This is a genomic window from Sphingomonas changnyeongensis (genome assembly GCF_009913435.1).
Classification (GTDB): domain Bacteria; phylum Pseudomonadota; class Alphaproteobacteria; order Sphingomonadales; family Sphingomonadaceae; genus Sphingomonas_B; species Sphingomonas_B changnyeongensis.
The window spans coordinates 52,304-78,610 of sequence record NZ_CP047896.1; the positions used below are offsets into that span (position 1 = coordinate 52,304).

18 protein-coding genes and 7 pseudogenes are annotated in these 26,307 nt (G+C 61.6%); 2 read left to right on the forward strand and 23 right to left on the reverse strand.

Going from position 1 to position 26,307, the window contains the following annotated elements; translation table 11 throughout:
• Positions 1-277: 277 nt before the first annotated feature.
• The 8 genes and pseudogenes from GVO57_RS15185 to GVO57_RS14220 all read right to left on the reverse strand — a co-directional run bounded on the left by GVO57_RS15185 (position 278) and on the right by GVO57_RS14220 (position 10,155).
• Positions 278-700 (reverse strand): annotated as a pseudogene (locus GVO57_RS15185) (PIN domain-containing protein).
• Positions 701-907, reverse strand: a complete 207-nt coding sequence (locus GVO57_RS14190) for a FitA-like ribbon-helix-helix domain-containing protein (RefSeq protein WP_160594071.1) — start codon at positions 905-907, stop codon at positions 701-703. It abuts the pseudogene before it with no gap.
• Positions 908-1,021: 114 nt separating this feature from the next.
• Complete coding sequence (locus tag GVO57_RS14195) at positions 1,022-2,092, reverse strand: hypothetical protein (protein ID WP_160594072.1); 1,071 nt, start codon at positions 2,090-2,092, stop codon at positions 1,022-1,024.
• Positions 2,062-2,835, reverse strand: coding sequence for a DEAD/DEAH box helicase (locus tag GVO57_RS14200; protein ID WP_160594073.1), 774 nt, complete (start codon positions 2,833-2,835; stop codon positions 2,062-2,064). The genes GVO57_RS14195 and GVO57_RS14200 overlap by 31 nt, the downstream gene beginning before the upstream one ends.
• Positions 2,836-2,963: 128 nt before the next feature.
• Positions 2,964-6,878 (reverse strand): DUF4011 domain-containing protein, encoded by a 3,915-nt coding sequence (locus GVO57_RS14205; protein ID WP_160594074.1) that lies wholly within the window; start codon positions 6,876-6,878, stop codon positions 2,964-2,966.
• A gap of 181 nt (positions 6,879-7,059) precedes the next feature.
• On the reverse strand, positions 7,060-8,682 hold the full coding sequence (gene rmuC / locus GVO57_RS14210) for a DNA recombination protein RmuC (protein WP_233281612.1): 1,623 nt from the start codon (positions 8,680-8,682) through the stop codon (positions 7,060-7,062).
• A gap of 289 nt (positions 8,683-8,971) precedes the next feature.
• Positions 8,972-9,294, reverse strand: a pseudogene (locus GVO57_RS15190) (transposase); the annotation flags it as partial.
• A gap of 120 nt (positions 9,295-9,414) precedes the next feature.
• Positions 9,415-10,155, reverse strand: coding sequence for a hypothetical protein (locus tag GVO57_RS14220; protein WP_160594076.1), 741 nt, complete (start codon positions 10,153-10,155; stop codon positions 9,415-9,417).
• A 156-nt stretch (positions 10,156-10,311) separates the two neighbouring features.
• Here GVO57_RS14220 and GVO57_RS15700 point away from each other — a divergent pair.
• Positions 10,312-10,530: pseudogene (locus GVO57_RS15700) on the forward strand (hypothetical protein); the annotation flags it as partial.
• 148 nt (positions 10,531-10,678) lie between these two features.
• Here the strand turns inward: GVO57_RS15700 and GVO57_RS14230 are convergent.
• From GVO57_RS14230 to GVO57_RS14255, 6 genes and pseudogenes are all read right to left on the reverse strand, one after another.
• Positions 10,679-11,083 (reverse strand): annotated as a pseudogene (locus GVO57_RS14230) (RES family NAD+ phosphorylase); the annotation flags it as partial.
• A gap of 122 nt (positions 11,084-11,205) precedes the next feature.
• Positions 11,206-11,340 (reverse strand): annotated as a pseudogene (locus GVO57_RS14235) (antitoxin Xre/MbcA/ParS toxin-binding domain-containing protein); the annotation flags it as partial.
• Positions 11,341-11,346: 6 nt separating this feature from the next.
• A pseudogene (locus tag GVO57_RS15530) lies at positions 11,347-11,448 on the reverse strand (transposase); the annotation flags it as partial.
• 217 nt (positions 11,449-11,665) lie between these two features.
• A complete protein-coding gene (locus GVO57_RS14245; RefSeq protein ID WP_160594077.1) occupies positions 11,666-12,577 on the reverse strand; it encodes a hypothetical protein in 912 nt (303 codons plus the stop codon).
• A 44-nt stretch (positions 12,578-12,621) separates the two neighbouring features.
• Complete coding sequence (locus GVO57_RS14250) at positions 12,622-13,929, reverse strand: MBL fold metallo-hydrolase (protein WP_233281614.1); 1,308 nt, start codon at positions 13,927-13,929, stop codon at positions 12,622-12,624.
• Positions 13,869-14,894, reverse strand: coding sequence for a hypothetical protein (locus GVO57_RS14255; RefSeq protein ID WP_160594078.1), 1,026 nt, complete (start codon positions 14,892-14,894; stop codon positions 13,869-13,871). The genes GVO57_RS14250 and GVO57_RS14255 overlap by 61 nt, the downstream gene beginning before the upstream one ends.
• A gap of 89 nt (positions 14,895-14,983) precedes the next feature.
• Between GVO57_RS14255 and GVO57_RS14260 the strand changes: the two genes are divergently transcribed.
• On the forward strand, positions 14,984-15,667 hold the full coding sequence (locus GVO57_RS14260; protein ID WP_160594079.1) for a PP2C family protein-serine/threonine phosphatase: 684 nt from the start codon (positions 14,984-14,986) through the stop codon (positions 15,665-15,667).
• 403 nt (positions 15,668-16,070) lie between these two features.
• Here GVO57_RS14260 and GVO57_RS14265 read toward each other — a convergent pair whose 3' ends face one another.
• The 9 genes and pseudogenes from GVO57_RS14265 to GVO57_RS14305 all read right to left on the reverse strand — a co-directional run bounded on the left by GVO57_RS14265 (position 16,071) and on the right by GVO57_RS14305 (position 26,299).
• Complete coding sequence (locus GVO57_RS14265) at positions 16,071-16,577, reverse strand: hypothetical protein (protein WP_160594080.1); 507 nt, start codon at positions 16,575-16,577, stop codon at positions 16,071-16,073.
• A gap of 357 nt (positions 16,578-16,934) precedes the next feature.
• Positions 16,935-17,273, reverse strand: coding sequence for a GNAT family N-acetyltransferase (locus GVO57_RS14270; RefSeq protein WP_160594081.1), 339 nt, complete (start codon positions 17,271-17,273; stop codon positions 16,935-16,937).
• A gap of 432 nt (positions 17,274-17,705) precedes the next feature.
• Entirely contained in the window at positions 17,706-18,164 is a 459-nt protein-coding gene (locus GVO57_RS14275) for a DUF4279 domain-containing protein (RefSeq protein WP_160594082.1), read from the reverse strand.
• 71 nt (positions 18,165-18,235) lie between these two features.
• A pseudogene (gene tnpC / locus GVO57_RS14280) lies at positions 18,236-19,884 on the reverse strand (IS66 family transposase).
• Between the two features lie 63 nt (positions 19,885-19,947).
• Positions 19,948-20,301, reverse strand: coding sequence for an IS66 family insertion sequence element accessory protein TnpB (tnpB, locus tag GVO57_RS14285; RefSeq protein ID WP_160594083.1), 354 nt, complete (start codon positions 20,299-20,301; stop codon positions 19,948-19,950).
• The gene (locus GVO57_RS14290; RefSeq protein WP_160594084.1) at positions 20,298-20,762 is read right to left on the reverse strand and encodes a transposase; all 465 of its coding nucleotides are present in this window, start codon (positions 20,760-20,762) and stop codon (positions 20,298-20,300) included. Before GVO57_RS14290 ends, tnpB begins: the two co-directional genes overlap by 4 nt.
• 1,032 nt (positions 20,763-21,794) lie before the next feature.
• Entirely contained in the window at positions 21,795-22,370 is a 576-nt protein-coding gene (locus GVO57_RS14295; protein WP_160594085.1) for a PAS domain-containing protein, read from the reverse strand.
• A 276-nt stretch (positions 22,371-22,646) separates the two neighbouring features.
• Positions 22,647-22,916 carry a hypothetical protein gene (locus GVO57_RS14300; RefSeq protein ID WP_160594086.1) on the reverse strand — a complete coding sequence of 90 codons (270 nt, stop codon included), beginning with the start codon at positions 22,914-22,916 and terminating at the stop codon, positions 22,647-22,649.
• Positions 22,917-22,963: 47 nt separating this feature from the next.
• Positions 22,964-26,299 (reverse strand): TM0106 family RecB-like putative nuclease, encoded by a 3,336-nt coding sequence (locus tag GVO57_RS14305; RefSeq protein WP_160594087.1) that lies wholly within the window; start codon positions 26,297-26,299, stop codon positions 22,964-22,966.
• Positions 26,300-26,307 lie beyond the last annotated feature (8 nt).

Sequence of the window (26,307 nt, forward strand, 5' to 3'; positions counted from 1 at the left end):
CGCGATGCCCGATGCCGAATCCCCGGGCTGTACGTCCGAAACGGCTCGCGGCTCTGCGTCGAGACATAGATCAAAATGGTGGTCCATCCAACCCGGGACAACCAGAGGCTCCGGGGGCTCATCAGCTTAGTGTATTGCGCCTGCCAATCAGAGCTCAACAGCCGCCGGAGCTCATTCCAAGGGGACCGAACCGAACACGCGGCAATTTAACATCCGTCAGCTATGACAGTCCGGGTAACTCTCTCGCCCAAAGACGTGCAGAAGTCCTCCTGCGCTGTCACTGCATGGCCTCCCATGGGTTGATGACGTTGACGCCAGCCGCCTCAAACGGAGCAACGTTTCGCGTGGCGACGGCGAAGCCGTGAGCGTTTGCTATGGCAGCAACGTGGCCGTCTGGTGTAGGGAAGCCCTTACCGACAGCACGGGCAGCAACAGCCGACGCGGCATATTACCGTGCGGCGTTAGTGTTGAAGTCAAGCACGCGATCCGCGAACAGCTCCAGCAAGCCGCGTAGTGTTTGCGACAGCGCATCCTTGAAGCGGCCGGCCGGCAAGGCACCGATGCCGAGCAGCAGCTCTGCAATTGTAACACTGGACAACTAGAGGGTTTCAGCTGCCCGCTCATCGAGCCATACTCGTACCGGATGGTTCGGTTCCGCTCTCATCGCCTCGGAACCGACATTGGTGTCCAAAACGATCACTCAAATCTCACAGGCTCGGCCGGATTTTTTTACGCGCCGGCTCAGCTCGGCTAAGGCTGTCCCGAGGCGGAGCCGCTCCGGCGGGCGAACCGTCGTTTCCAGAATGGCGCGGATTTCGGACTCAGTGCTGCGACCGTGCGATGCTGCACGTACACGAAGCGCGCGATGCACCTCGTCAGGCAGGTTCCTAACTGTCGCCGTAGCCATATCACTCCCCTGCGCCTGGAGATATCAATGGAAGCTCTTTTGTTCTTGCGCTGTCATTGCGCAACAATCTTAGCGGAAAGCTCGAGCGCAGAGGAATGAGGTCGACGGTTACAGCTACTCCCCCTCCACCAGCCGCGCCCGCCGCGCCACCTCGCGCACAGTTGCGTAGATGTCGTGCATGCGGAAGCGTTCGCCGGTTTTCCGCACCGAGCCCTCGAACTCCGAGCGCGCAACGGCGATGGCACCGCCGTACACTCGCGGAGCTGTCATGGCGCGCGAGATGACGTCGACGGTGCCGGCGCGGTCGTCATTCAGCACGACGGCGTAGCGCTTGCCAGGGGTGATCTCGAACCATTCAATGCCGTCGAGCGAGCGCATTTGCTTGCCCAAAGGCTCCTCGTCCGGCCCGACCTCTGCCTCGGCCGCTTGCGCCCGCGGCTTGAGCTCGCGTGCAGACCCTGCGGCGGCTTGGAGTGGCGTCGGCGCGGGCGTCGGCCCGAGTTCGGCCAGCTCCTCCAAGGGGTCTAGGTCTTCCGGTGACGGCTCGTGGCGCGGCCGCGCGGCATAATGCGCGGCTGCCTTCGCGCGCCAATCCTCGAGCTTTTGGAGTAACTTCGCCAGCTCACGGTCAGGGTTCGCGAACCAGTCTGTCGACCAGATGCGATGGATGCGCCAGCCCATATTCTCGAGCACTTTCTGGCGAATGCGATCCCGATCGCGAACGCTGAAGCCGCTGTGCCAACGCGCGCCGTCACATTCGACGCCGGCGATGAAGCCTAGCGGATAATCGGGATGACGAACGCCGAGATCGATACGGAAGCCCTCGACGCCCACCTGGCTCACAACCTGATAGCCATGCGCCCGGAGCCTCTCGGCGACAAACACTTCAAAATCGCTGTCCGGGATGCCATCGTCATCGCTGTCGACGGTCGCGCCGCCCATCGCATAGGTTAGGTAGGATTTGAGGGCGACCACGCCGCGGCTGGATGTTTCGGTGATCTTGATGTCACCGGGCCGGAGCGAGGTAAAGATGCGCGTGGACAGCTTGGCGCGCGTGACCAGAACGTTCAGCCGCCGCCAGCCCACTTTCTGGTTCATCGGACCAAAGCGCTGCATAACGACGCCATCTTTATTCGGTCCATAAACGGTCGAGATCAGGATAATGTCGCGTTCATCACCCTGCACGTTTTCGAGATTCTTGATAAAGAACTCGTCGATCCCCCGCTGTGATAATCAATGTAATCGCGGACTTCCCGTTGCTCGAGCATCAGCCGATCGAACTCGGCGCGGATGAGATCCGCCTGCTTGATGTTCATCGTTGCAATGCCGAGCGAGCGCTCGGGGTAGGCGCGCATCAGGCGATAGGCCTCCTCGATAACGGCCTGCGCTTCCTGCTGATTGATCGACGCGTCGTATGTGCCCCCGACATAGTGGCATTTGACGCCGAGCAGCTCGTCGTCGGTCCTCGGACTCGGGAAGATGATGAGGTCGCGGTCGTAGAATTCGCGATTCGAGTACTGGATCAGTCGCTCGTGCTGCGAACGGTAATGCCAACGCAACCGCCGCTTACGCCGCAGCCGCTGGTTGGCGAGATCGAGGATGGATTCGGTGTCCTCGGTCGCGGATCCGTCGTCGCCATCGCCTTCGCCATCGCTTAGGCTCGCGGAGAAGAAGTCGCTCGGCGGGAGCTGATTGGCGTCGCCGACAACGACGATCTGGTCGGCGCGCAGAATAGCGCTGACCGCAAACTCGGGCCGCATTTGTGACGCTTCGTCGATCACCAGCAGATCGAAGCGGATGCTATTCGGACGAATATACTGCGCTGCAGACGTAGGCGACATCATCCAGACCGGCTTCAGCGCCTGCAGCGCATTGGCGGCCCGGTAGGTGAGGTCACGGAGCGAAGTGCGTGAGCGCTTGAGCCCCAACTCGCGCTCGATTAGCGCGCCCTCGGTGAAGTCCCCAGCCCGGCCCTTGTCGTTTCCCCACGGTGCCTTATCCTGAAGCCGGGCGGCGACGATCGCCTTCGCCTCGAGCTGCTGCAGCTCCTCATCGATTACGGCAAATGCACTTCGCGCGCTTTCGAGAGAAAGGCCCCGAGGCGCCCCAGTTCTTCACCCGATCCACCGACATAGGCGCGGACAAGCGCCTGCACGACTAGCCACTCGTAAAGGTCGGGCAGCAGCTCAGGTGCGACCTCACCCGCCACTGCGGCCTGGGCAAGCGGGTCGAGCCCCGCCTCGCGCACGCTGGCCCGATATTTGAGGAGATCGGCAACCATACGGACCCCGTCCTGATCCGCCGCAAGCGCAGCGAGCGCATCGGAGAGCGCAGCCCAAGTGGACTCGAACCGAGCGGCGTCGAGGCCTGTTCGCGACCGAAGCGTGGCGCAGGCGTCCGACCATGCCGGCCACGCCGCCGAAACGCGCGGCGACAGCGCGATTAGTTCCCGCAACAGAGTGGCGGGGCTATCGGCAGTGCGCGCCACCGCAGCCATTGGTAGCGGTCCGGCATCGGCCGACAGCTTCGCAACGCAGCCCAGTGCGTCGGTTAGGGGACTCATATCCTGGTCGATGGATCGTACCCATCCGAAGCCGTCACCGTGCGAGATGCCGGCGAAGATTGCTTCCGCGGCGGCGAGATTGCGCAGGCGGGCCGCGAGATCGACCCCGTCCCGGCTGATCATGCCATCTGCCCGGGCACCGATCTCGCTTAGCGTTGCGTCCAGACGCTCCGCCGCGGCCCGCTTCGCAGCTATTGCCCCGGCGAGCATCGGCCAAGGCATGCTGCCCGTACCAAGCGCCTCGGCCTTCTCCAGTGCGTCGGCAGCAGCGCGGGCGAGATCGCCGGCTCGCATGCGGTCAGCCGCGTTAAGCTTCAGCCATGCGTCGAGTACGTTAGCGGCGCGGCATTCGCGCAGACGCGCCTGCGCCTCCTGCAAGGCCGTCGCGACTTCGAGCGCTGCGTCGAATGCGGAGTCGGCACCCGCCCAAAGCAACGCAGGAAAGAGCGACTGGGTCGCGCTCTCCTGGCGAAACGTGACCTCGCGCCGTAAGAGGCGCGAGGCATGGCGCAGCGTCTCGACTGCGGCTGTGCGTTCCTGCCCTCCCCGCACCCAGCGCTTCAGACGGCGATCGGCCGCCTTGAACTCGCCATTGAACAGCCGCGCGAAGAAGCCCGCACGTTCGACAGTGTCAGCGGTCTCTCCGAGTTCGCCAGGATCGCTCTCGAGCGCTTCGGGACTGAGCACTGCCTCAAGCGCTTCGCGCTCGGCGCGGATGCTCTCGGCGGCCGCCGCCTCCCGTTCAAGCGCGGCGCGGGCCATCGGGTCCAGCATCGCAGGTGCGGCCAGCGCGGCCGGGATCGAAGACAGGCGACCGAGCGCATCGATCACCCCAGCCGCAACCCGTGCCCCCGTTGTCGACAGGGTTTCGGGGAGAGAGATGAGCTCCGCCAGCAGCGTTAGATCCTCGCCTATCGTACGCAGCGCGGTTTCCGCCTCGCGCAGCGCCGCGAGCCGCTCCCTGGCCTGCGCGACGGTATCAGGGACTTCGCCCTCCGCGAACGCTTGGGCAAGCGCGTCCACCTGCGCAGCGAGGACCTCGCCTGGCGCAAGCACGTCCTGATCGAGCTGCTGCCGCAGGGTACGCCATCGGTTGGCGGCGTCGAGCAACGCCCGGGCGGCTTCCGGATGGCGCAGCGCGGATCTCAGCACGGCATCGTCGATGGTATCTGGCAGGCCCAGCCCAGCGAGCTGACGCGCAGCCGCAGCCAATTCGCCTCCCGGGGGCGGCAGAAAAAGGCCGAGCTCAGCAAGGCGGCGTTCGATCGCGAGCAGATCGGTTGCGGCGACAGCGGCCGCGCGCGCAGCTGCGAGTTCGCTGCGCTGGTCGAAGGGATCGAGCCGCTCAGCGCCTTCCCAGCGCGTCTCGCCGCCGTCTTTGCGCAGCGCAAGTAGCGCGCGCCCGAAATCGTCGAGCGCGCTGCGCCGCTCCTTTAGCTCTATCGCTTCAAGTTCGGACACCTTGTCTGGTGTCCAGCGATCGGCGATCGCTTCGACGCTCGCGGGCAGCGACTTGCGCAGCCGGATCTCGCGCCAGGCGAGCTGGTAGGCGTTACGTCCTAGCCGACCAAGCGGCTCTGTGATCAGCGCCAGATAGCGCCGGATCAGATCTCGCTTGCGGGCGACCTCGGCGCGCGCTTCTCCGAGGCGCGCCCGGTCGACGGACGGCCTAGCGTCAAAACGCTCGCGTAGTCCCGCGTATACGGTATCGCGCTTGGCTGTGTCGCCATGCAGTTCGAGAAGCAGCGGACCAAAGCCCGCTTTGCGCAGGCGGCTGGCGACAACGGAAAGCGCGGCCTGCTTCTCGGCAACGAAGAGCACTCGCTTCCCGTCCCGCAGCGCCGTCGCGATCATGTTGGTGATCGTCTGCGACTTACCAGTGCCCGGCGGCCCTTCGATGGCTAGCGATTTGCCCGCTGCGACGTCGATGAGCGCGGCATGTTGTGAAGCGTCGGCCGGCTGGATGAGCGGCGGCGCCGTGCTGGCGAGCGGCTCGGCATCGATGTCTGGCACTTCGAGAGGGGTTGGATCCTCGGCAAGGGAACGCGCGCTCAGTAGTCCGGGCAGCAGCGGATGGTTGGCGAAGGCGCCATCGCTCCAGATGGCCGGGTCAAGATCCTTCCAGAGCACCATACGAGGAAAAGGCAGGACGGCAATCGTCGCGAACCGCCGGAGGGTCAGCCGCCGCCCCCGATCGAGCACTGCCTTCAGCCGGATGAAGTAGGATTCGGGCGCTTCGTTCTCGCGAAGCGCCGGCGTCTCCAACCCCCAATGCTGCCGCATCTTCTCCTGAAGCGCGACATTCACCTCCAGACCTTCGTTGCTCGCGACCAGCGTATACTCGTAGCGGCCGTGCACCACCTTTTGTTCGAGCCGGACCGGCAGGATCAGGACAGGCGCGTGGTGCTGTATGTCAGACTCGTCGTCCTCATACCATTGCACAAAGCCCAGGCAGAGAAAGAGTGTGTGGAGGCCGGTCTCCCGCTCGTGCGTCCGATACTTCTCGTAAATCCCTTTCAGCCGCTTTTCGAGCTCCTTGGCGGTCAGGAGGACGCGGATCCGATCGTCTTCGTGGTGATCTTCGACATCGTCGTGGTCCGAGCCGCGCAAGTCGAAGGAGGGATCAAAGCCATGCGCGGCGGCAAGCGCCTTCACATCGATCGACTTGCCATAATCCAGCTTGGGCAGACCCAGCTGCTGCCGGACCGTGTGGCGCAACGCGCGTTCGGCTGTCTGCCAGGCGCACATATCGGCTTCGTCCTCGCCCAGCCTTTCGGTAGCCTCGAGAAAGGCGGGATCGGTAAGCCGCGCGCGCTCATAGGCGATGCGGAACTCAGGCGTGACCTCGTCCTTCGGCGTTACTTCCTCGTCGGGCAGCGGCTCGAAGCCGAGCGGCCCCTCCTCCAGCGCTTCAAGCAGCAGGTCGGGCCGCTCGTCGACTATGCGGATATGGCTGGTGGAGCGGCTTCCATGCTTGAAAGCGATCAGAGGGTTGCGCTTTCCGAGATCGATGAGCCGGGTGCGCAGCGCGGTAACTTCCGCTTCGGTACGGCGCTGCTCTTCGGTCATGGGCTTCGGCTCCATGGAGGTTGACCGCAGCTCGGAGATCGCGGCGGACATCTGTGGGGCGGGCGTGAGCCCTGATTCGTCGGGCAGATAAATGACGCTCCGCGCACGCGACGCCTTGGTACGCGGGTGCTTGGACTTGGGATTGGTCTTAACCCGAGCCGGTTTGACCATTCCCGCTTGCAGCAGCTCTTCGACCCTCTTCGCGAGTGCTTTCGCGGATGGTGTGTTGCGGTGACGCAATTCCGACATGACCAGTTTCAGCTCGGCAGCATTTGCCGAGTTTCGGTCGACCATGGCTTTCAAGTCATCGGTCGTCTTGTAAAAGAGCGGCCGAGCCATTCACTCCCCCAAAAGGATTAATAACAACATAATTTGGAAATGAGCAGCGCAGGAGTATTTTACTTATTCGGCTCCGACTATAACTTCGCTAACGTTGTTTATGTTAATTTCCCAAACCGCGAGCGATAATAATTACTACGGTCTCGATGATGGCATGCCTGTCCATCCAAATGACAACCCACTATTCGGCAGTCTCCGACGAAACGTCGTCATCGTCTGGCGTGACTATCTGCAAGACTCCCGCTGACTCTGGTGTGTCAAGCGTCTCCACCTCTCGAAGCCGCCGCTCAACCGCCCGTGTTCTCTTGCCCGCCTCATCTACGGTGCGCTTTGCAGTATCAAGCTGCTTCCCCAGCTTCTCCCAAACCTGGCCATACTTCATGAACTCGGCCTTGGCCGCTCCCAGCACCTGCCACACCTCGCTGGAGCGCTTTTCGATAGCCAGAGTGCGAAAGCCCATCTGCAAGCTCGTAAGGAGCGCCGCGAGAGTGGTCGGACCTTGTACCATAACGCGATGTTTCGATTGAAGATCGCTGGCAAGACCGGGACGCCGGATCACCTCGGCAAAGAGACCTTCGGTAGGGAGGTACATGATGGCGAAGTCCGTCGAATAGGGCGGGTGGACGTACTTCTCGCAGATCGTTTTCGCCTGCAGGCGAATAGCCCTCTCGAGCGCCAAACCAGCCTTCTCGACATCCTCAGCATTGCCTCCGTCCTGCGCGACGAGAAGCCGATCATAATCCTCATGTGGAAATTTCGCGTCGATCGGAAGCCAAAGCGGATCGCCTCCACCCGCGCGTCCTGGGAGCTTAACAGCGAACTCCACCATCTCGGCTGACTCCGGCCGGATACGGACGTTAGCAGCGAACTGGTCCCGCGTGAGCATATCCTCAAGGAGCATCCCCAGCTGTACCTCACCCCAACCACCGCGCGATTTGACGTTGCTAAGGACGCGCTTCAGGTCACCGACGCCGGTCGCGAGGTTCTGCATCTCGCCTAAGCCCTTGTGGACCTGCTCTAGGCGGTCACTGACGAGCTGGAAAGACTCGCCCAGCCGCTTTTCGAGTGTACCCTGAAGCTTCTCGTCCACAGTTGCCCGCATTTTCTCGAGCTTGTCGGCATTGTCGGCACGTAGCGTCTCTAGCCCCTTCGACACTGTCTCGCGGAGCGCCTCCTGACGCTTGTCGTTGGCCTCGATGAGCTGCGCAACCTTACCTGTCACGCCTTCAAGTGCGAGGCGCTGCTCTTCTCGGCTGTCGCGCTGCGCAATAATCAAGCGATCGGACAGAGCGGTAACCGCTTCGTTGGTTTCGCGCAGACGGTCTGTTTGCGCGGCGGACATAACCTGAAGCGCAGTCCGCTGTTCCTCTCGAGCCGCTTTCTGAGCTTCAAGCAGCTGGTCGGAAAGGTTGCGAACCGCATCATTGGTATCCCTGAGCCGTTCGGCTTGGGCTGTTGAGAAGCTCTCAGCGTTCGCTCGGATAGCCTCTTCAAGCTTGGCCCGACTGTCCGCAGCCTCAGTCCGCATGAGGCTCAGCTGCTCTGTCTGCGACTTGCCGAACTCGCTTAGCCGGTTCTCCACAGCGGCGAAACGCCCTTCGAGCGACTCCGTCTGCGAGCTGAACATTTTCCGGAGTTCGTCACGGCCTGTGCGTGCTTCTTCGCGGAAGGCGACGGGCAGTTCCTTGGCGACCTGCTCAATCACTGCCAAGCGCGAGATCAGCTCGTCGGGCAGAGCAGCCGGCTTCCTGGCGCTCTGCAGAACCAGCAGCATGAGAGCGAAGACTGCGACCGCGAGCGCCATTGCGATGTACAATAAGCTTTCCACCCGGAACCCCCATTTACGTCAGTCGTCCAGCTCGCGCACAGATGCCTGCCGAACAACGTTATCGGCCGCCTTGGTTCTCGTCGCATGGCGAAAGGCCGCCAAGTGATGAACCGCGGTCATCTCAGCTGCGTCAAGCCGACATATCCCCCATTTGCATCATGCTACGACAAAATTGGTCGGAGTTGCTGTAGTTAGATAAGCAGACCCAAACCCTTGATTGCAAGGCGAAAAGGCCGCCCAAGTGCAGCAATCAGGCACTCGGTCTGGACGCGCCCCAGTCACTGCGAACCCCGTTCACCAGCTCGCGTTTGCGAGCTGGTCTCACAGTTTTCGGCGGATGGCGTCCTGCAGCAGCTCCTTGTCGAGCGACGGGTCGGCCACGAGCTTGCGCAGCTTCGAATTCTCGTCCTCGAGCTGCTTTAGGCGGTGCGTGTCAGGCGGCAGCATGCCGTCTTATTCCTTCTTCCAGTTGAAGTAGGTCGCCTGGCTGATCCAGGCCTCCCGGCCAATATCCGCTACGGGAACGCCGTCCGCTCCCTGCTTCAGAAAGAACGCCTTCTGGGCGTCAGAAAACCTCCATGCCCTCAGCGTACTTCGCTCTTCCCAGCCAGGGAGATTACGTAACTCAAAGCGATCCAGTTTTCCGAGATCAGATCACTCGGCGATGCCCCCTGGAAGGACCCGTGACAGCCATTCGGCGGGGCCCCTCTAGGAGCGGGTCAGCGGTAAGGCCAAGGCGGAAGCCGCAGGGCCGTCCTCAATCGCAGGGCCACTCGCACCTACCTGACGCAGCGGTGCCTGGCCCATCATCCTGTTAACGATTCCCGCCATAGACTCGGCGGTCGTCCGATCACCCGCTGAGATGACGGCGCAGTGCGGGTGCGAGTTGCGGCCCGTCTGCCACATGATCTCCACGATATAGTCGTGCCGGTGATGGTACGTCGTGGTGGAACGGCGCCCGAAGGACCAGCCGCCCCCGATTCCGCTCGATCCCATGAAGCCGATCATGGGCGAGCCGCTCGTCTTCGTCTTGGCGGTGGTGGTCGTCTCCACCTCGACGCTCGCCTTTAGGATCTGGTCGGGCGTGATCTCAATCTGCTGATAGTCGGTGCAGGTGTGGACGAGGCCGATGCGATCGTCCCCGGTGATGATCATCGCGCCTGGTCGAGGGTTCCACCAGCTATAGCGGCTGGCGACCGGCTGTCCTCGGGACAGGTCGTCCAGCATGCGCTTGGTCAGCCGCTTGAACATGGCGTTGGCCACCGGCTGCGCCAGAAGCCTGTTGGAAATACCGCACAGGAAGAAGGCGAAGATCGCCATGACGATGTCGCCGCCATGGACGCCGTTGAGCAGCCGGGGTCCGACCAACACGATCATCGGACTCCACTTTAGCGCCTGATAGATCAAGTCGATCTTCTTCGTCTCGGCTTTGATCTCCTCGTTCGTCATGTCTTCGATTCTCCCGTTTCAACGTCAGACAGCATCCCCTAACACTCAGGCGCAACTGGCTTAAATTGCGTGAAGAAGGCAAGGCTTGTGCGTACGTGGAGGAGAATGCGACGGGCCGGCGTAGCGCGACACGCCCGCACAGTCGTCCCACGGCCGATCCCCGCCCGTGCAGGGGAACCCCGTGCCAGCAGTCGACTGCGGCCGTTCTTCCCGAATAGCCATGGCAAGCCTCGGGTGGATGATCGGCGGATGTTAATCGGACGCACGAAAGGCGGCTTGAGCACGAAGCTCCACGCCGTCGCCCTCGCGAACGGCCGGCCCTTGAGCTTCTTCATGACTGCCGGGCAGTTCGGCGACTACACCGGCGCAGCGGCGCAGCCGGCTCGGAGGTTCGCTTGCCATTGTGTACTGGCAAAGGTGTTCCGGCAACGTCCCTACTGTAGACGGGATGACCCGCGCGAACCCGTCTTCACAAGATGCACCTGCGTTGTCACGACGCTTAGGGATTCACTATCCAAACCGCTCATACGCCTGCACCCTGCCAAGAGAGCCGGTTCTTTTGCAGGCGGCCGGCCGGATCATAGTCGATAACCCGGTACGGCAGGTCGGGACTCCAGTCCCATAGCACCAAGTTTCGGTTGGCCATGGTCGCCCCAGGGACGAAGCTCGGCACGATGATCCCGCTATAGCCGTCCAGACGAAGGCGGTCGGCGACCAGCCAGGACCGGGCGTCGCGGTTCGCTCGCTGGCACGCCAGCCATCCGCATGCGAGGTCGTCCATTTGGACGTTGTGCTTCTGCCGACCTGCCTCGTCACTTAGGTCAGCAATGTCCTCGCAATCGACTTCAAATTCGCACATCTTCAGCGGCTGAAGGCGATGGCTGAAGCCTTGGGTGCATTCGCCGACGACCCTCATGATATCGATCGCAAGATAAAGTGTTGGCTAGCCCTTGCGGTTGAACCGCCCCCCGGTGTTTGCCGCACCCCCGCCGGAGAGGGGAGTGAACGACCAGACGGGGTCATGGCCACGATAGCAGCGCCCCGAGAACCTCAAGCAAATCCGCCGAGCGCGAGATGATCGAGATAGTCGCGGACCGCGCCCGCCTTGCCGGACTTGACCAGCGCCTCCGGCGTGTGTCCGTCGAGGCCGGGGATCGGCTGGGAGCGATACCAGGCCATCTCCTGCGCCTAGCTGATCCCGGCCTTCCGACAGCTGTCCGCTACGGGATCGCCGTCCGCTCTCTGCTTCAGAATGAACGCCTTCTGGGCTTCCGAAAACCTCGATACCTTCATCGTCCTGCGCTCTTCCCAGCCAGGGAGATTACGGCGAAAAACTCTAACTCAAAGCGATCCAGTTTTCCGGGCTCAAATCACCGCCGAAATCGCCGGCCAACGTGTCTGGGGGCATGCCCCCAGACACGTTGCCATCCCATCAAACAACCATTGACTGGTAACAATCAGGGGAGCACGTCAACGAAGCCTAGCTCGTAGTCACTGCCAATAGACAGGTTCAGCTGGCAAGATAACCGGCTCGCTGCAATGCCGTCTGCAACTGCTCGCAAAGTCGGTCCAGCAAGTTGCGGGCGTCAGGGCCTGGTTCCATCGGCGCGCTCATGCGCCACCGACGATGCTCAAGAAAGAGCGTAGCCCAGAGTTCCGGTAGGTCGCCCGACCAGAAGCCAGTTTCGCGTGCCCGGGAAAGTTGCTGGTCAGCGAATACCGATGGTGTACCTAGACCGGCGCGTTGGATGAGTTCATAGCCATCGATTAGGTGCGCGATCCCGACTGAGTTGCTCCAATCGAGCTGCTCTGGACACAGGCTGCGTAGCACGACTTCAATATGCGCCCCGGCGCTTGCGCGCAACTGCAGGTTGAGGATGGCACTGATATCCACTTTGCCAGTCCCAAACAACAAATGCGCTAAGCCGCTGATGTCCGGAACCATCGTGAAGCGGCTTCTCCCAACGATCCGGTGGCCCGCACGCTCGGCTTTAAAGCCTTGAGCGTTGCCCTTGCTGTGGCGAACTAGTTTCGTGCCCAGATCGGGCAGTGGCTCGCCGGGCAGGCCGCCAAGCCATCCAAATGGGCCGATTTCAAGCGTCTCTGGATGGTAGCGCATCCAGACTACACAGCCCGAGGGTTTCGACGAAAGCTTGGTGTTTACGTTGACTTTGGAGCGTTTCCCACCGGCAACCGTTGCTTTGAGCTGGATATGGCGGACAATGCCGTTGGCTTCGATGACAAGGTCGTGGCCCTGAAGATCGACGTCGCCGCGCAGCACGTCAAAGTCGATGCTCCGCGTAAGTAGGTGTGCCAAAAGGTCAGCAAGGAAGCGGTACTCAAGAACCTTTTCAAGTACCGAGGACCTATAGGCAGGATCGGCGCTTATGACACCATCACTTGTGTAATCCGCTGCAGCCAAATCCGCCGCTCCTTCAAGTAAAGCCGGTTACGGCCCTATGGTCGTTAGTGCGGCACATTCCAAGTCTCTCCGTCCGCTAGCCGACAGACTGGAGGAAGCGTGATCTCGGGCGTCGCCCATGCGATGCCATGGACTGGCACTAGCCAGCGCGGATTTAGCTGTGCGGCAAAGCGCTCCAACTCTCGGGCGCTAGCGTGCCCGCTTGTGTGGAGATGCAAAGTCCTTGCACCATTCGCGGTTGCTCGGTTCCAACCGCTTTGGGGCGCATTCGGGTCGAGATAGCCTTTCCAGTTCGAGAACACATAGGTGTCATCCGGTTCAAACGTGATCCCAGCGCGCTCGAAGTCCGGGAACATCGAATCTCGCAGCATGATAATGGATGGTCGGCCAACCAGCCGCCGGCGAGAGATTGCATAGGGCTGCCTGGCCATCCTGTCGGCCTCAGCTGACCGGCCGGCACGATGGAAAAGGCGCTGTCCGCTCGGGAGAATAAGGACTCGCAGCTTGTCGAAATCGCGGCCTGGCCGAGGGATGTTCGTGTCCTGCGCCACACGGTTTAGGACATCAGCGGCATACAGGTCGATCACCAGTTCGCGGCCACTTCGGAGCGCTGCCCGATACAACGTGACAGTGCGGTCAATGTTCTGCGCCGACCACTGAACAAACACCTGCCCTCTGGTCCTGCCGGCAACATCTGCGAAGCGATGTTCAAGCTCGCGCTCGGTGATCACCGGCTTGGCCGTGCCGAGATTGGTTCCTTCCATCAGCAGCACGTCGACGGTACCCGCTAGCTTCTTTAAGGTCACCTCCACAAGCTTGGCCTTTCGCCCGTGCGTCCGAAAATCGCCCGTGTAGAGTAGTCGTGTGCCGGAACATTCGATCAGAAGCATGTAGGCGTCAAAGGCGCTGTGGTCGGTCAAGAACGGTGTGACCGTGAAAGGGCCGACCCTGAATGAACCTCCGCGACTGTTCCAACAGGTAATCGAACGATCAAGCACCCCGCCGAACAGCTCCTCCGTCAGTCGCATGAGCTCCGCCGATTTGTGCCCCGTCATTAGGGACCAATGATCGGGCAACTCACCCACCAACCCCCAGTGGTCCATGTGGGGGTGGCTGAAGAGAACGGTTGCTGGCCGTACTCGGTCCAACGTCAGCGGTAGCAAATCTCGAGCTTCACGAGGCGCATCCAAAGGACGACCCGCATCAAGAATGAGGCGCTCACCCTCGGCCTCAAGCTCGATGCAGCTACCGCCGATTTGCTCCGTCCCCCGATGGACAGTCAGCGATAGGGTCAAAGGCACTCCCCGGGCAGCGGGGTTTTGAGCAGTCGATTGGCACAGGCGCGACTGCATATCTGTCGTACGACGAAGCGTCGCTGATCGTCGCTGCCACCTGTCAAACGGTTCAGATGCGGTTCGAGGGTTTTGGCGGCAGGCAGACGGGTGTCCTTTGGGCAGAGGGGATCATAGTTGCCTACCACGATGCCCGGTTGCGGGTTGATCTGTGGCTTCATCCTTCCAAGCGCGCGCCACAGATCCCTTGCAGCGCCATGCTTGCCCGCCCTCTCGGCCAGCAGATCAAGACTTTGGCCGGCCTCCTGAAACGCGCTCTGAACCTGGAGTGTCCGGTGTGGCAACCGTACCCACGCTGTATAATCGGTCAGTTGCTGGCAAACGTGGGGTTCCGTGATGCCGCCATTTTCGGGAAGGGTGGCGCGGAGTTCGGCATTGTTAGCCAATTTGGCCTCCCAAAAGTCGATCTGTGTCTCGCCGTCATCCTTCGCATGCGCGACCACAATGTCCATGCGCGGGGCAACGAGCTTACCCCGCCGCTTCTCCATGCAGGACACCAGCTGATTGTCGCCGGGTAGCGCCATCTCGAGGTCGATCACATTGTGGTTGTTCGCCACGAGGTGTTCGACGAAGCGCTTCTCAGGCATTGCATATGTGGCAGCGGTCATAATCCATCCGGCCACAATGTTCCGCGCATCGCCCATCAGGTCGTCGCCTTGGTAGGTCCGGTAGGCGTCGGCTGGCGGCGGAGTAGCTGCCTTCGTCCCCTTAACGACGCCCGCCGCATACTTCCAGTGCACCTTGAGACGAGGTTGACGCCGGGGCGTGGATAGCTCGGCAACGGATTGGCCGTGTACGTAGAAGTTCAGGTATCCGTTTCGGATAGCAAGCCGCAGCGGGAACTCGTCGTTTGCCTTGCCGCCTGGGAGAACCCATCGATCGAACAGAGCGCCAATCAGTGAGTTTTGTTCGCCAACATGCTTCCCCAATGCGTCAGCGTCGAATCGTCTTTTGAAGTCAGTCATGTTGCTAATTTACCCCCCGCCTACGACATATCCGGTCGCATCCAATTTGGACTATGACATTGTATTGTACCATTTGCTAGTGGAGGCCGATGCAAGCATTCGCATGGAGTCATGTCGGACTGATCCGTTCAATCAACGAAGACATTATCGCGCTCGAAGGCTGGAACTCGCGCGATAGTCCCGAGGGCAGGTTGGCCCACCCTCGCACGTCCAGCTGGGCGTTGATCGCCGACGGAATGGGCGGTCATGCGGCTGGGGAAACCGCGAGTGAACTCGCCACGATGTATCTCTCCGAACTGCTGCCGGTCGCCACCAACAGGGCACAAATCGAGAAGGCGCTGGCTGCGATCCATCTGCGTCTGCACGAGATCGCTGCAGCTCACGCTCAACTTGCCGGAATGGGAACCACTATCGTTGGAGTGCTCCAACAGGGCTCAAGCGTGATGATGTTCAATGTCGGCGACAGTCGGCTTTACCGTCTTCGGCGGGGCGTGCTGGAGATGTTGTCCGAGGACGACAGCGTTGGCCACGCTCTGACCCAGTGCCTGGGAGGATACGCTCCGGAGCCGCTTCCAGTCGCGCATGTGAGCGAATGTGTCCTCGAGGAGGGAGATCGCCTCTTGCTCTGCTCTGATGGCCTCACCGACATGGTTGACGATGACGCGATCGCCGGCATCCTGTCAGCCAGTCACGAGGACCCTGCCCACATGCTGGTCGTGGCGGCGCTGGAGGCCGGCGGCTACGATAATGTGTCGGTTGTGGTGCTGCTCTGACCCCTCGCTTTCAATGAACAAGACGCTGGGCAGTGCCCGGCCATTCTCGGCTTGGTCATCGTCCAGCCCCCTCTGCCAGAATGTCCCCCCCTCAGGTCATCGCCATGTTCGCGATAAGCTTTGAGTCATCCAGACTGACTACCACTGCTGTCCGATTGCGGGGCTCGTATCTAGCTGGCTACCGTTCAGGCACCGGCCGCCGATCGACCTGAGCCGTTCAACTGGGGCCCATTGGACGTGCCCCCCCCCAGCCGAGGAAATTACGGCGCAAACCTCTAACGCAAAGCGTTCTGGTTTTCTGGGATCATATCAGCTTTTTGGCACCACCATCATCGCGGCCAGCAGACCCTCGTTATGGCTGCGGGACCAGCGCGGGACGATCAGTTTGCGCTACGCTGTTCGCTCAAATGAAGCGATCCCGCGAACGAAGCGCTGCGGACACATCGCCATCAAGGACGCAAACTAGGTGGCGCTGCGCCCCGCGGTTCGCATGATTGGTCCGATAGCCCTGGTAGAAACGGTTGACGAAGCCGGCCTTCTCCAGCTCGGTCAGGACCCGGCTGAAGTTGGCCGCACTGGTCTGGCGTGCACGCTCTTCAACATGCCGATCAACGATCGCCTGAGCTTCGAACAAGTCCTGAGGCAGCTTGCCCGCCAGCTCCGCCCTGACCCGTTGCTCCAGCTGTCGTCTGCGGTCGCGGTAACCGGACAGTTTGGCGAGACGCTTGCTGACATAGTCCCGTAAGGTCAGCCGTTCCTTATCGTCATCGATGATGCTCGGACCGACCTTGCCGCCCTGATCAGCCTGTTCGGCCAACAGGCTCAGAACCATATAGGCATATCGCGGGCGCCTGGAGCTCTGGTGCAGGCGATCCATAATCTTCGCCACGTTGAGCGCGGTATTGCCCACGATACGTCGCTCCTTCAGTCCCGGTCTGTTCCTCTCCTCCTATGCCAGAGTCTGAGGAATCCGCCAAGCCAGACGGCAATGAAAGCGCTGTGATTCCAATGCGTTTGTCCGCTGTGACACTTTGCCGAACCGGCCGCGTCTCCCGCCTAGATCCGAGAGATGTTCATGGCCCGTTCGTTCCGTCACAACTAGCAGAAAAGGAGTCGCTTTTGGTGAGCGTAAGCCGCGCGCAGGCAAAGTGTCACGTGCGACATCGACGTAGGATCTGTCAGCCTTGGGTAAGCGTTCGCCCAGAACCGTCTGAGGAAAAGCGGCCTGTTCGTTTTCGGCCCATAAAGCGATACAGGGAGGGAGGATCTATCGTGCCGTAAGCTCTACCAAAACCGATAGATCGCGCCACCCGTACGCATCTTCGACCAGCGTCGCGTTAGGCTGCCCATCGGCCTTCTCGCCCAGGACCACACCTCCAAGCTTTTCATAAAAGCTCCGAGCAGGATCATTCTGGCGTAACACCCACAGGCTGGCGGCAGAGTGACCGGCAGCAGCTAACTTTTCCGCCATCGCGCCTATGATCGCCCCTCCAAAACCGCGCTTGTGATGCGAACGGAGCACGTAGATCGCGCTGAACTCGCCACCAAATCCGGCGTCCGCTAGGGCCTGATCCCGCTGTTGTCCGCAGGAACCGAAGCCGATCACCTGACCATCATCTTCAGCAACAAAGATAGCGAGGCAGCCGAACGCAGCGGGCTCGCCAAGGATTTTGCTTCACATTGCGATACGCGCGTCAATGGACAGGGCCCCCAGCGGATGATGCCGGTGTACGTCTCGTGCCACGATGCGACATGGACAGCGCCAAGCGTTGCAGCATCTGCTTGGGTAGCCCTGCGAAGCACTGTGTCCATATCTACCCCTCGACTCTTATGGCAGCTATCCAAGCATGACCATCGAAAGGCGACGGGACAAGAAACCTTTCAAACTCGGTCGCGCTGGATAGGAGGCGAGCTATAAGCGGACGTCGGCCGCGCCGAGCAGCGCGCGGCGCCTTTTGGCGCAGCCGCTCGGCGGGATGGCCAAGAGTGGCGGGAATCTGCCTGTTGAGCCCTTGTCGTCGCTCGCTAGCGGTCGACGCTATTCGATCGTTGGCTCATCTAGTCGCTGCGCCAGCCAGCTATCGACGATCATCGAAACGCCAAATGGAATGTTTAGCGCGCGGAATATCTCAAGGGCATCCGGTTGGACCGAAAAACCAGATGCACCATTGTTTGACCTGTAGCCGCAAAACACGTCAACTTGCGCCTCAAGCGAGCGCAGATAGTCAATATGCGGCTGAACCTGTCGCCATAGTTCGCGTAGGTGCTCCGAAAGTTCGGTGTTCTCCGGCACGGCAGCGGTGAGGTGCCAAGCATCTGATCGATAAGGCTTGGAGCCGGGCCTGCGTTGTTCACCCTGACGATGTTGATGTGTAGGCTTTATGCCGAGACGATCTGTTAGCTCGTCTAACCGTAGACCGATTCCATGGATTCGCAGCGTAGCACTGTAAGCAAAATAGCTTGGCTCAGTCTCTGGGTCGGGGGGCGGGGCCGGCATCACTCTATCTAGCCGGTTTCGGGCCGCGTTCGTCAATGCCCGCTTCTGGGCACGAGGTGCCGGTCCACTTTTCAAGCACTGTCGGACGAAAAGGCCTGTGGGGCCACCCAATGCCAGGGCAGTAGCCCGTCCACCGGATTGATGCGGTGACCTCGTCCAATCCGATCAAGCACGTTGGCGAGCCAGACCTGTGGGTTGATCCCATTGAGCTTCGCCGTTTCGAGCAGGCTGTAGATCGCTGCTGCCCGCTCGCCACCGCAGTCGGCACCGGCAAAGAGCCAGTTCTTCCGACCCACGGCGATCCCGCGTAGCGCATTCTCCGCCAGGTTGTTGTCGACCTCGAGGCGACCATCCTCCGTGTAGGTGAGAAGTGCCGGCTTCAGACGAACGGCGTAGCGGAGCGCCTCCGCCAGCGGTGACCGAGCCGACACCTGCGCGAGCACGCCGTCTGCCCATTGGAAGAAGTCGGGCGCCTTCAGCTTGGAGTATTTCCGCGCCTTGCGGCGATCGTCATGCGGGTCTCGGGAGATCCGCCTCTCGACCTCATAGAGATCGCCGATCAGAAACAGCCCTTCACGAGCGATGGAGCGGGCGTCGGCATCGAGCACATCGTGCAGCTTGCGGCGCACGTGCGCCTAACAAGCAATGGGCATGATCAGCCCCGGCTGTCGATTGGCCGCGTAGAGCTTCTCGAACCCGGCATAGGCATCAGCCTGCAGGAAGCCTGCAAACGTCTTGAGGTGCTCGCGCGGGCGTTCTCCCTTGCGATCCGGGTTGTAGCGGTGGAGCGCCGCGGGTTTGTCGCTGTGACGCCATCGTCGATTGTCGCGCACGTACACCCATAGCCGCCCCGTCGCCGTCTTGCCGCTAGCCGGCGACAGCACCGGAACCGGCGTGTCGTCGGCGTGAAGCTTGGGGCTGGCCATCACATGCTCCGCGATACGGTCGACCAGCGGCTGCAGAAGCCAGCTGACCTGCCCCATCCAGTCCGCCAGCGTCGATCGGCTGATCTCGACACCCTCCCGCGCGAAGATCTGCGATTGGCGGTAGAGCGGCAGATGGTCCGCGAATTTCGACACGACCACATGCGCCAGAAGGCCTGGACCAGCTCGGCCGCGGGGCACCGGCTGCGAAGGTGCCGGTGCCTGACTGATGGCGTCACAGCAATTGCAGGTCAGCTTCGGCCGAACATGCCGAACGACGTGGAAGCGTCCCGGCACATATCCCAGCACCTCGGTCACGTCTTCGCCCAACCGCGCCATGGCGCCGCCGCAGCTGGTGCAACCGTCCGCTGCCGACGCCGGGGTAGCACCTCTTCGCGGCGGAGATGCGCAGGGAGCGGCTGACGGCGAGGCTGACTGCTTTCTAAGCCCGGTTCCTCGGCTGTCCTGTCGGCGATGACGCAGGTGGCATGCGCCTGCGCGGCTTCCAGATCCTCCAGCGATAGCTCTAGCTGGCCCGCCAGCAGCAACAGCCGCTCCGAGGACTGGCCGAACTTCATCCGCCGAAGGCGCGCAAGCTGGACCTTCAGCTTCTCGATCTGCAGCGTCGTGAGCTTGATCGCATTTTCGGCTACGGCGAGCTGCGGCCGGGTATCCTGATGCGCAGATCGCTCTGCTGCCAGCGCCTGCTCGGAGGCAGCGATTTTGGCTTGCATCGCCGCCAAAAGCGCCTTCACCGCATCAGGATTGTCGGGGATGTCCAGCGCATCGGAAGACATGTGTTCCATACCAGAACAGCGACTCTCGCCCAAGCAAAATGCGCGGATTTCTGCTGCTTTCCGCTACATCTGGACGGGCAATCGAGGTGCTTCCGGTGCCACCGTGCGACGCCAGTCCATCGCCTCGATCAGCAGCGCGAACTGCGCTGCGCTCAGGACCACGCCACCATTCACCAGCGGCGGCCAAACAAAACGAAAACGCTCAAGGCGCTTGGAGAACAGGCAGAGGCCGGTGCCGTCCCAATAGAGCGCCTTGAGATAGCTGCCCTTCCTGCTGCGGAAGAGGAAGACGTGCCCGCCATAGGGCTCCTGGTCGAACAGCGGCCACACCAGCGCCGCCAGGCCATCGAACCCGAGCCGCATGCTCACCGGCTTGCTGGCTAGGTACACCTTCGTGCCGGGCGGGAGCGAGATCATGCCGTTTGCCGCAGCACCCGCAGCACGCGGGCCAGTGCCTTCTCGTTGACGTAGGTGTCGACCGACAGACGCACCCCACCGGGCAGGTCGATGTAGATGCCACCGGGTCGCAAGCCCGGGTTCGGCCGTATCAGCTCCTCCTGCGTCGGCCCTGCCTCGCGCCCCGCGGCGCGGAATGGCGCAGCCACCTCGGCGCCCCGAAGAGCCACGGCGGGCTCTACATCGGAGCCGGTCGCCACTTCCCCATAGGGGACAAACTGGAGCGGCTCGCCCGTCAACAGCACCATTTCGCGCTTCCGCTTGCGCCAGCCATGGATCAGGCTAGGCGACATCCCCAGCTGCCGAGCAACGCCCACGATCGTGGCCCCCGGCGCGTCGCATTGCGCCAGCACAGCGGCCCGCTCCGCGTCTGAATAGCGCCGGCGCCGCTCCACATGGGTGATGACCTCCATCCGGCTCATCCGCACTCTCCTTTCGGAGTGCGAAAGGACACTCCTGAGTGCTCCCCGCCTCGCGCAGCAGAAGTTGCCACGCAATATGGGTCAGATCGGACGCTTACTGGCCTTATGCGCATTGGTAGAAAGGTTCATCGCCCGCGCACCTGATCCTAACAACAGCCCCATGCGGTTGGTGGTCGGTAATCGACGGGTGCCCAACCTACCGGGGCTGGTATGACCGTGCGGGCATACCGTCACAGCAGGGCGTGATTGGCGGACACGAAAAGCGCCGCCCGAGAAAAAGGATGCCCAAATACGATCTGAACTGCCTCGAACTAAGAGGTACGAGGCGTACCAAACGTTGCCCTCTCGGCAGTTACGACGCCGTGCACCGGCCGCAATCGAGGTGCCGCAATCGCAAGGGCAGCAGCGCAAGCGGCTGATGATCGTGCGATGCCCAAACCGCGGCAGCGATGATCTGCCCGAGTCATCTGCTTGCCGCTACGATGCGACCAAGACCCGACCCTGGTCTAACCTCCCTGGTCGCAGCGCCCCAACTGGGTAGGCCAGGAGATCCCGCACTAGCCTGGCCTACCCATTCTTGGTCATTTTGCCTCTGCTCCGGCGGCCTTTGCTCAAACTGCGGCATGTAGGTTGGCGGGCCCTCACGATCGGAAAAGAGCAGAACTCGCGCCACGTGTTGCCTTCGGCCTTGGAAACCAAGGCGCCATTCCCACATCTGCTCTGAGCATTTCTGGGTTAATCCTCGGAGTTCGAAACACGTGCGCGGTTCGCTTCTGTCCTCTGCCGGCGCGATAGCGCTGTCTCTCATTCCCCTCGTCTCAGCCGGCGCCCTGCTCGCAATGGCGATGCCTCAGGCATCGAATCCTGTCGACTGATCCTTTTGTGAGGGACCCAGATACAGACCCCGAGGAAGCCAAAGCAACGACGCAAAAAGCCCTATTTCTATGACGAAGTCATGCTGATCGCCTCCGATCTTGAGCCACCAGTCCAGACCGGAGTAAGCACAGTATCGGCGTTTTTTGCAGTGCCCCGCTATGTCCTAATGTGTTTGGCAAATATGTTTGCCCGGACAGACGCTGAATGTATCTGTTGCGCGATTTGGCGCGCCTTCTCCAAATCCAGCTCGCCCTTTTGCAACCCATACATAAGCGACGACGAAAAGTTCGTTATCGCCGTCAGCGGCTGACACATCTCACGAAGAGCATCACCAATAATGTCACCACCCGAACTAATGAGGCTTCGGGTAGAGAATAGTGATTCGACCTCTACAATGAAACCTGCATAGCCATGGAAATTACCACCGCTTTCCTCAATAGGCGTTCCGATATCAATGACTTCTCTAAACTGTCCGTCTGATCGACGTACACGAAAAAACAAAAGAACAGCCTCTCTTTTTTTCGCACTCGAAAAGAAGTATTCATGAACGCCGGGCCGGTCTCCTGTATGGACCATCTCGATCCAACCTTTCCCCATAGCATCAGTTGCGTCTTGCCCCGTGTAACTCGACCATCGGTCATTGACGTATACACAGTCTCCCTGTGAGTCACATTTCCAGAGCATCGCTGGCGAGAAACGGGTTACGTGTCGCAGATGGTCAACGTCATGCATCGGACATTTTCTTCTTGTGCGAGAACACCCCACAGTCGCACGATCATAGCTACAAAGGCATGCGTGGAAAGCGCGGCGTTTGCGCTTGTTGGTCCCGCCTGCTGATGTGATCAAACGAGACAAGCCCAAGACAACCCTTGGAGGGACGCGCCCCCCAAGCGTGAAATCTCACAATGAGGGCTGGCGATGCTCGGAGAGGTCAGATAGCCACCACAGCGCGAGCGCGCCGACACGACGCACCGCCAGAGCGCAGCCCGACGCAAACGCCTCGCCCGGTTACGCAGCCAGCCGCATGGCCGACCATTCCGACCGGGATCCGCGCTCATCCGCCGTTTCGAAAAACAGCACTTCATCCGCGCTCAGGCGGATCATCTGGCTCGCCTGCACCAGCAAACGCTCGCCCGCACGAAGCAGCCAAAGCTGCCGGTCCGCCGGCCGATTGGCCGCCGCAAGCAACGTCGCAGGGTCCACGACATCCCTGTCGAGGGCCAGCAGCTGACCATCAACATCCACAATGTTTCGAAAGCGAAGACTCCAACCGGTCATTGCGCATCTCCTGTGAAGCGATAAGCGCATGATGCCGCCCGGCGGCGTCAAAATCTGTCACCCCCATATTCGTGAAGCATGCACAGCGTGTTGACGAGCACCATCTCCTCCACGGTGCGGCACGGCGTCTCAAGCAGGGAGGGACTGGCAAACACCGTCGCTGCCACCTGGGCTCTCGACACTGCAACATTGATCCGGTTGAGCGAGAACAGGAACGCGATGTCGCGGGGCAGCTCCTCACCGCTCGATGTCGTCATCGACACCAAGCACACAGGTGCCTCCTGCCCCTGAAATCGGTCGACAGTCCCGACGCGGACCGCAGCCGGAAGACGAGCCCTGAGCGCGTTCACCTGCGCATTGTAGGGCGCCACCACCAGAACATCTGCGTGTCCGATCTCACGCTCCCGCCCGTCCCGGTCGCGATAGATCGAACCCTCAATCTCGGAAATCCGAGCGATGACCGCATCGATCTCCTCCGGGCTGACCTGAGAGCGCCCAACATGCAAAACGCTGCGCATCCCGGCGCCGACCAGATCCTCACCCGATCGCGTAACCAGCGTCTGCCGTGCCGATGCATCGTCACTCCGCAGCCGTCCCTCATAGACAGCAGCCGAGACGAAGCCGCAGACCCTTGGATGCATCCGGCGGCTGACCGGAATGAAGATGCCGCGATCGGCCGGCACAATACGATGACCGTCAAGGAGATACTCAAGACAAGACCGCCCGCTATCCCCCGGATGGTTCCCCTGCAGCGGCTGAGGCAGCTGCATCGGATCTCCCACCAGCACGATGTTGCGAGCACAACGGGCCATCGCAAGAATGTTGGCGAGTGAAACCTGACCGGCTTCGTCCACGATCAGGTGCTCGAACGCGGGAGCCGGGTACCGGGCGAAATGCCACGCTGTCGCACCAACGACATGCGCCGCCGCTATCTCCGGCGCCTCATTGTCGCTGACCAGCACGATCCCCCCAGGTGCGTCACCCTCGCCATCGTCAGAGGCTTTCTGAACGATCCGGCACTCGACGCCCTCAGCCCGTGCGCGCTCGGCAACAGCCGCCAGCAGATTACTGATCGCCTTGTGGCTGTTCGAAGAGACCGCGACGCGGGCCCCCGAACGGACAAGGTCGACGATCGACAAAGCGCTCACATAGGTTTTGCCCGTGCCGGGCGGTCCCTGAATGGCAAGCGTGGTTCCAGCCATCGCCCCAATAGCGCGACTGGTTTGAACCGGGAGATCGCCCTCTTCCCCGATCACCCCATCTGGCCGGGGGCCGTCGCGAAAAACGGGCGGCGACCGCGTCAACAAATGCTCGACCGCGGGGAGTGTGCCGGAGTTGGCAATCATCTCCTCGGTGACTGCTGCCACGGCGTCCTTGAGAACATCATTGCGCAGCGGTTTCTCGGGCAGAAGGTCGAGCCGGTCTGGCAGCGGGCCCTTGGCAGTCGAGCGCCGCAGGACAAGGGTGCCAGCTTCATGATCAATCGACCGCAGAATAACGTCTTCAGGCGCATCCGCCGGCTTCACGCATGGCGACTGACCGGCGCGCAGCTTCGTTTCCTGCGGCGGAAATCGGTAGGTACGTTCCCAGGACTTGGTGGTCACCTTGACCGGATCACCCACCGCCTCGAGCCCTTGAATGCATTCAAGGTCGTCGAGCAACTCCTCGCTATCCTGAGCAAGGCGGTCAAAAATGCCCCACCAGGTCGGTTTATCCTCGCGCTTGTAGAACTGGCTGAGATCGAGAAGCAGCCGAGCCACCTGCTCGCCAAGGCGCGCTCGAACCGGCTGTAAGCGCGCTTCAAGCGCTGCCAGCTCGGCGTCTTCGGCCGCTACATTTGAGAGACTGCCTGCATCGGGAACGGCACCAAGCGTCGGCCAAGGCAAGGCCGTCGGCCTGACCGTGCCCACCAGCCAGTCGCGAAGCAGCTGGGTCGAAACACAGTCGGTGCGGTTGTACTCGTGGATCTCATCGAGAAGCCGCTGTTCGCCCGTCTGGCGCCACTCCTCGTAGAACACGACACTCGCGCCGGCGGTCGCAACACTCGCCGCCCGCTTCTCCATGTAGAAGGCCTCGAGATCCTTGATCGAATAGCCCCGCTCAGAGGCCACAAGCGCACCCGAGACGACCTTGAAGAGGTCAACAAACCGGCGCTCCCGTTGCAGCTGATCCATTGCTGCCTCGCCCGTGCGATGCTGGGCCGTGAGCCGCCTCAGCGCTGCCATCTCATAGTTGGCGTAGTGATAGATATGCGCCTGCGGATATCTGCGCATTCGATCGACGAGGAAATCCAGCAGCTCAGCGACTGCACGACCTTCCTCCGCACGATCATGGGCCCAGAAGGCCCGAAAGCACCATTCGTCACCCTCGCGAAACCAGAGGCCGTGGAGATACTCTAGCCCACCCGGGAAATAGGGATCGCCCTCAATGTCGTAGAAGACATCACCCGCATCCGGTGCAGGCAGCAGGCCAAAACCCTTGCCCGGCTCAAGGGCACGAAGCTCAAATGTCGGCGGACCACCAGCACGGCGCGCTGATTGCAACCGGGCCTGGGCCACAAGCCGTCGCTGTGTCTCGAGTGCCATCCTTGGCACCCGACCGTTATAGGCCCCAAGGGCCGTCATCGTGTTTATGCCCGCAGCCTCCAGCTTTTGACGCTGGGACCTGCTGATGCCCGCAACCAGAGCAAGGCTATCCTCCGCCTCCCATTGCGCCTTGCAGTGATCGCTCCACCTGCATAGCCCACAAGCCGTGACCGGATCCGGGCGCGTCGCGGGTCGTTCGTCCACAAACGCTTCCAGCGCCCGCCTTGCATAGCGGGCATAAGCCGACACCTCGGCCAAGCAAACGGTAAAGCGCGTGCCATCGCCGAGCTGCAGATGCGCCGCATCCGGTGCGGCCCCCTGCAGGTCGGCAACCATATCGCTGTACAGACAAAGCTGGAGGACGTGCTTGGGATCGGGCTTTCGCTTCAGCTTGGTGTCGACCACCTCATAGGACCAGGGACCAAGCGCCGACGGGCGCTCTACACGCTCCAGAAAGTCGGAATATCCGCCCCACTCGCCCTCAAGAAGGGCGCCTTGGAAGATGACGTCCGCGCCGCTGCGCATCGCCTCGAGCGTGAGCTCGACAGACTGCTGTAGCGAGATCCGCGCCTTTGGGATCTCGACCACCCGCCGGCCGCTTGCACGCAGCTGCTCAAGATAGGCAAGCTCATGGGCATCGCCCTGCAGCTGCAGCAGCTCCGCCTCGGCGCTGTCTTCCCTCGGCCTGATATCTCCCACCTCGATCAGGCGGAGATCGAGCGTCGTCGCGTGCCTGCAACCCTTGAACCGCATCAGGTCCGACGCCGATAGCCGGAGCCCACCATCAATCTTGAGCATTCACACTC

Bases quoted from the DNA above. Each gene is read 5' to 3' on its own strand.
- GVO57_RS14205 (WP_160594074.1), bottom strand. From the start codon at position 6,878: ATGGCTCGGCCGCTCTTTTACAAGACGACCGATGACTTGAAAGCCATG.
- rmuC (WP_233281612.1), bottom strand. From the start codon at position 8,682: ATGGCGCTCGCGGTCGCAGTCTTCGCTCTCATGCTGCTGGTTCTGCAG.
- GVO57_RS14300 (WP_160594086.1), bottom strand. From the start codon at position 22,916: ATGACCGGTTGGAGTCTTCGCTTTCGAAACATTGTGGATGTTGATGGT.
- GVO57_RS14305 (WP_160594087.1), bottom strand. From the start codon at position 26,299: ATGCTCAAGATTGATGGTGGGCTCCGGCTATCGGCGTCGGACCTGATG.
- GVO57_RS14260 (WP_160594079.1), top strand. From the start codon at position 14,984: ATGCAAGCATTCGCATGGAGTCATGTCGGACTGATCCGTTCAATCAAC.
- GVO57_RS14290 (WP_160594084.1), bottom strand. From the start codon at position 20,762: ATGAGCCGGATGGAGGTCATCACCCATGTGGAGCGGCGCCGGCGCTAT.
- GVO57_RS14295 (WP_160594085.1), bottom strand. From the start codon at position 22,370: ATGCATGACGTTGACCATCTGCGACACGTAACCCGTTTCTCGCCAGCG.
- GVO57_RS14250 (WP_233281614.1), bottom strand. From the start codon at position 13,929: ATGCAGTCGCGCCTGTGCCAATCGACTGCTCAAAACCCCGCTGCCCGG.
- GVO57_RS14275 (WP_160594082.1), bottom strand. From the start codon at position 18,164: ATGCCGGCCCCGCCCCCCGACCCAGAGACTGAGCCAAGCTATTTTGCT.
- GVO57_RS14190 (WP_160594071.1), bottom strand. From the start codon at position 907: ATGGCTACGGCGACAGTTAGGAACCTGCCTGACGAGGTGCATCGCGCG.
- GVO57_RS14220 (WP_160594076.1), bottom strand. From the start codon at position 10,155: ATGACGAACGAGGAGATCAAAGCCGAGACGAAGAAGATCGACTTGATC.
- tnpB (WP_160594083.1), bottom strand. From the start codon at position 20,301: ATGATCTCGCTCCCGCCCGGCACGAAGGTGTACCTAGCCAGCAAGCCG.
- GVO57_RS14255 (WP_160594078.1), bottom strand. From the start codon at position 14,894: ATGACTGACTTCAAAAGACGATTCGACGCTGACGCATTGGGGAAGCAT.